The 4,532-nt window shown below is 41.5% G+C and carries 8 protein-coding genes; 7 read left to right on the forward strand and 1 reads right to left on the reverse strand.

The annotated features are described in order from the left end of the window. The first annotated feature begins 235 nt into the window (after nucleotides 1-235). The gene (locus B9G53_RS00500; RefSeq protein ID WP_254923488.1) at nucleotides 236-1,342 is read left to right on the forward strand and encodes an iron-containing alcohol dehydrogenase family protein; all 1,107 of its coding nucleotides are present in this window, start codon (nucleotides 236-238) and stop codon (nucleotides 1,340-1,342) included. A gap of 71 nt (nucleotides 1,343-1,413) precedes the next feature. Here B9G53_RS00500 and B9G53_RS00505 read toward each other — a convergent pair whose 3' ends face one another. Then, nucleotides 1,414-1,854: a SufE family protein gene (locus B9G53_RS00505; RefSeq protein ID WP_094528370.1), complete on the reverse strand. Its 441-nt coding sequence runs from the start codon at nucleotides 1,852-1,854 to the stop codon at nucleotides 1,414-1,416. A 15-nt stretch (nucleotides 1,855-1,869) separates the two neighbouring features. Here B9G53_RS00505 and B9G53_RS28250 point away from each other — a divergent pair, with 15 nt between their 5' ends. The 6 genes from B9G53_RS28250 to B9G53_RS00530 all read left to right on the forward strand — a co-directional run bounded on the left by B9G53_RS28250 (nucleotide 1,870) and on the right by B9G53_RS00530 (nucleotide 4,469). Then, nucleotides 1,870-1,998 carry a hypothetical protein gene (locus tag B9G53_RS28250; RefSeq protein WP_254923489.1) on the forward strand — a complete coding sequence of 43 codons (129 nt, stop codon included), beginning with the start codon at nucleotides 1,870-1,872 and terminating at the stop codon, nucleotides 1,996-1,998. Between the two features lie 78 nt (nucleotides 1,999-2,076). Further along, entirely contained in the window at nucleotides 2,077-2,319 is a 243-nt protein-coding gene (locus B9G53_RS00510) for an AbrB/MazE/SpoVT family DNA-binding domain-containing protein (protein ID WP_094528371.1), read from the forward strand. Beyond that, nucleotides 2,313-2,648, forward strand: coding sequence for an endoribonuclease MazF (gene mazF, locus B9G53_RS00515; protein ID WP_094528372.1), 336 nt, complete (start codon nucleotides 2,313-2,315; stop codon nucleotides 2,646-2,648). The genes B9G53_RS00510 and mazF overlap by 7 nt, the downstream gene beginning before the upstream one ends. Before the next feature lie 159 nt (nucleotides 2,649-2,807). Continuing rightward, nucleotides 2,808-3,041 (forward strand): antitoxin family protein, encoded by a 234-nt coding sequence (locus B9G53_RS00520; protein WP_094528373.1) that lies wholly within the window; start codon nucleotides 2,808-2,810, stop codon nucleotides 3,039-3,041. Nucleotides 3,042-3,046: 5 nt separating this feature from the next. Next, nucleotides 3,047-3,442: a type II toxin-antitoxin system VapC family toxin gene (locus B9G53_RS00525; RefSeq protein WP_094528374.1), complete on the forward strand. Its 396-nt coding sequence runs from the start codon at nucleotides 3,047-3,049 to the stop codon at nucleotides 3,440-3,442. Nucleotides 3,443-3,737: 295 nt separating this feature from the next. After that, nucleotides 3,738-4,469 carry a hypothetical protein gene (locus B9G53_RS00530; protein ID WP_094528375.1) on the forward strand — a complete coding sequence of 244 codons (732 nt, stop codon included), beginning with the start codon at nucleotides 3,738-3,740 and terminating at the stop codon, nucleotides 4,467-4,469. Nucleotides 4,470-4,532: the final 63 nt, after the last annotated feature.

The raw sequence follows: 4,532 nt of genomic DNA on the forward strand, positions 1-4,532 counted from the left end.
AGTTTACTGAGATTTTGATCACAATTCCTCTTCACTCACCAAATCTAAAAAGCTGGTAGTCCTAAAAAGGTAAGGATAGGCGGCGCTTCGCGCCGCCTATTCTTACCTTTTTAGCAAAAGATGAGTGGCGGCGCTTCGCGCCGCCACTCATCTTTTGGGTTTTATGTCCTAAGCAAAACTTACATCGCTATAGAAGAGATAGAATAGAACTTATGTTTACCATGTCTTAACCTAAATGTCAGACACAACTATGGTGGAAGCATTACCGATTTTGGCGATCGCCCCATCTCAACTTTTACGGGGAAACGGGATTTTAGCGCAACTCCCAAAATATTTATCGCGCTATGGAAATAAGGTGTTAGTCATTGCTGGGGAAACCGCAAAGCAAGTCACCACCAGCTATCTCCAAAATACTGATCTGGAAATTATCTATGCTGAGGCGATCGCTGATTGTAACGATGCAAATCTGGCTCTGTTGAGTCAAATCGTTCAACAAGAAAACCCTCACGTAATTGTTGGTATTGGCGGCGGCAAGGTTTTAGATACCGCAAAGCTGATCGCGCATCAGCACAAATTACCGATCGCTACTGTTCCGACAACTGGTGCAACCTGTGCGGCTTGGACAGCCCTTAGCAATGTCTATGATGCTGATGGCGCATTTGACTATGATGTGACCCTCGATCGCTGTCCAGACTTGATGATCGTTGATTATGATGTGATTGCTACGGCTCCTAAACGCACCCTTGTTTCAGGAATTGGCGATGCGATCGCCAAATGGTACGAGTCCTCCGTCAGCAGTGGCAGCAGTGACAAAACGATGGTGATTGCGGCTGTGCAAGAAGCGCGAATCTTGCGCGATATTTTGTTCCAAAAATCTGCCGAGGCGATCGCTAATCCTAATCGCAACCTATGGCGCGAAGTCGTTGATGCAACGGTCTGTCTTGCTGGGGCGATCGGTGGGATCGGCGGCGCAAACTGCCGCACCGTTGCGGCTCATGCAATTCATAATGCCCTAACACATTTACATCAAACCCATGGCACTTTGCATGGTGAAAAGGTTGCCTATGGCATTCTGGTGCAACTGCGCTTAGAAGAATTTCAAGGCAATCAACTCGCCGCCTCATCGCGTCATCAATTGCTGAAGTTTTACCAAGAGATTGGGTTGCCGACGACCCTCGCTGATTTGGGCTTAAGCCAAGTCACGCTTGCTGAGTTAGAGCAGATCGCCGCGATCGCCTGTCAGCCAAATTCTGATATTCATCGATTGCCCTTTAGCGTATCTCCTAGCCAAGTTCTCGCGGCGATGGTATCAACAACTAGTCCGATTACGGTAACGGTCTAAACAAAAAGCCTCGCAATACGAGGCTTTTTGTTTAGACTGACAAGGGGCTTAAGCCTCTTGTTTTGGTGAATTTAGCGAACACTGGGCAATTCAATCTCGATCGCCTGTTGTTGCATTTTCTTGAATACGTTATAAAAACCATTGGCTCTTGAAGGCGTAAGACTCGCTACTAAACCTGTGTCTTTAATAAAATCAGGTGTGAGCAACTCAATCTCTTTTTGAGTCAAACCACCCATACAGATTGCTAATAAACCGACAAAACCTTTACTAATCAGGGCATCAGAGTCGCCAGCAAACACAACATGCTCATTTTCATCTAACTCGGCAACTACAAACACTTGTGAAACACATCCTTGCACCTTGTTTTCTGGTGTTTTGAGCGCTTCTGGAAATTCGGCTAATTTCTTTCCGTACAAAATCAATTGTTCGTAACGTTGTTTGGGATCGGTGAGCCTTTGAAATCGCTGGACGATGCGATCAATGGCTTCGGGTAAATGGGTCGGACTTGGCATTAGCTTTGAAAATATTTGAAAAAAGACAGAAAATCTAAGAGTTATTCCAGTTTAAAGGATCTGATCGCATCTTGTGGGGCGATCGCCTATATCGATCATCACGAATTAGCATGGCGATTGCATCCAAGAAACCAAAGATCGTAAATTTATCTTACTAATGCCGATATGAGCCGAGAATCAAGCTAATGTAGATACAATATAGATACATTGACGGTAATTTTTATGACTGCCGCGATCGCTAAGTGGGGTAATAGTTTAGCTGTACGCATTCCTCAAGCTATAGCTGAACAGGTGCAAATTCAAGCTGGAAGCGAAATCAATATTGAGATTATTGATGGCAAGATTGTTTTGACACCGCATCGGCGCAAGAAATATACCCTAGATGAATTACTGGATGGCATGACTTCTGAGCATCTCCATGCAGAAGTTTCCACGGGTGTTTTTGTTGGGAATGAAGCATGGTAAAGCTATACATTCCAGATCGTGGTGATATTGTTTGGCTAGATTTTGATCCACCGTCTGGGCATGAACAATCTTGGCATCGTCCTGCTTTTGTGATTTCGCCGATCGCCTATAACCAACGTTCAAGCTTGGCTCTACTTTGTCCGATCACTTCTAAAACTAAGGGATGGAAGTTTGAAGTTCTGCTCACGGATACTAAGACTAAGGGAGTGATTCTTGCGGATCAGATTAAGAGTTTGGATTGGCAAGCGAGAAAGATTGATTTTATTGAGAAGGCTTCAGAGCATATTACCAATGAAGTTATCGGCAAAATTGAGGCGTTATTAATCTAGTGGTTCAACAGGTCGCGATCACTGCAATCGCCTAAATCTATCATCACAAATTGGCAAAGCGATCGCATTTTTTTGAGGTAAAATCAAGACATATAAATCTGTATGCATTGCAACTAAGACTTTAGGCAATAATTACATAGACTTTCAGGGTTGAAACATATGCCTAGAACTTTTGAGGCGGTTTATGAGAAAGGGATATTGCGCTTGATTGAGCCTATCGAATTAGACGAAGGGTGTCATGTTGAAGTAGTCATTTTTAAGCGTGATTTGACTCCTAAATCTCCGAAAGATATTTTAGCTAGAATTGCAGCTTTACCAATCATCGGTGATACAAAAACATTTTCTGGTGAAGATCACGATGCAGTTCTCTATTCAGTTCAAGATGGTCAATAATATTTATGATACTTGTCGATACAAGTGCTTGGTTTGCTTGTGTGGTTCCTTCTGATAAAAATCATTTGAGGGCTTCAAGATGGCTGAACGCGAATAACCAAGTACTTCTGACTACAGATTATGTTGTGGATGAGACTTTGACACTTCTGAGAGCAAGAGGTGAAACGGTAAGGGCAAGTAATCTCGGCGAGGCGTTCTTTGCTAATGCGCTATGCACGATTTATTATTTGACGGAAGATGATATTAAGGAAACTTGGCAAGTATTTCAAAGGTTTTCGGATAAGGAGTGGAGTTTTACGGATTGTTCTAGCAAGGTGGTAATGGAAAAGCTAGGAATTAATAAGGCGTTTACTTTTGACCATCATTTTACGCAGTTTGGGTTGGGTGAGGTTCTGCCATAAAGATAGCGATCGCCTATATATATCAATCATTACGAATTAGCAAGGCGATCGCAATTTTTTGCGCTAAAATCAGAGAATATAAGCTTTTAAATTTATAGTTAACGGTCGAAAGCGATGCAAGTTACTATTGAAGTATCCAATGAAGTTGCATTACAGGCAAATCAAACAGGTTTTTCTGTGCAAGAATTTATCATGCAAGCAATTCAAAAATAATGGTGACACGGATGGCTCCAAGTCAAGATTTTACGGGATTTAATTACTAACGAAACAAGTGCTTGACAGTTGAATTTAAACTATGTTTTTTAATGTTCATTCTTCAAGATCTCCTCTAACCTCATCTTCAAATTTCCCTAAAGCTTTTTTAATTAGGGATAATTGGGACGATTTTCATTTTAAAACTTCATTCTTGTTGCAAGTATTTGACGAAGCAGGTGTATCACATTTACTTGGAACTGTCAAAATTGGACAGTTTGGTATGCAGAAAAGTGGAGATCGCAGTCCTCAAATACCAGAGGGATTCGATGTTTTAGATGATAGATTTTTCTCTCTTGGGCAAGAAGAAAGCTATTATGCAGGATTAATGCAACTTAATACATCTATACGATATCAAATTTTAAACGGTCTGAGAGATATTGTTGCAGATCTGTCACTATTTAATAAAGCCATTGAAGAAAGAGTAACCAAAGTTTCATTGCTTAGGAATGTTACCCCTATGTCTGTAAGTGGACAGTTTCGCCGTTTGTTAGATGGAGGGGCGAGACTATCTGCGTATGATTTTTCCTATCAAGTTCAAAATCAAGATGGTAGTTCAACTCCTTGGATTGTTCTGAACTTTGAGGTTGAACCTGAATCAAATCCACCAACTAATGTCCATGTTTTAATTGGAAGTAATGGTGTTGGTAAAACTCGTATTCTTAATTATATGTCACTCTCATTGGTGGATAGACATGCATTACCTAATAAGTTTGGGATTTTTACTTCGCGGGGAAAAAAATTGTGCGATTCGTTTGATGGTGAATCACGGTAATCAGTCCGTACATAACCATCAGAGCCAAGTCTCCCAAGACTAGCTTAACTGTCCAGACGATGA

This window comes from Pseudanabaena sp. SR411, assembly GCF_002251945.1.
Classification (GTDB): Bacteria; Cyanobacteriota; Cyanobacteriia; order Pseudanabaenales; family Pseudanabaenaceae; genus Pseudanabaena.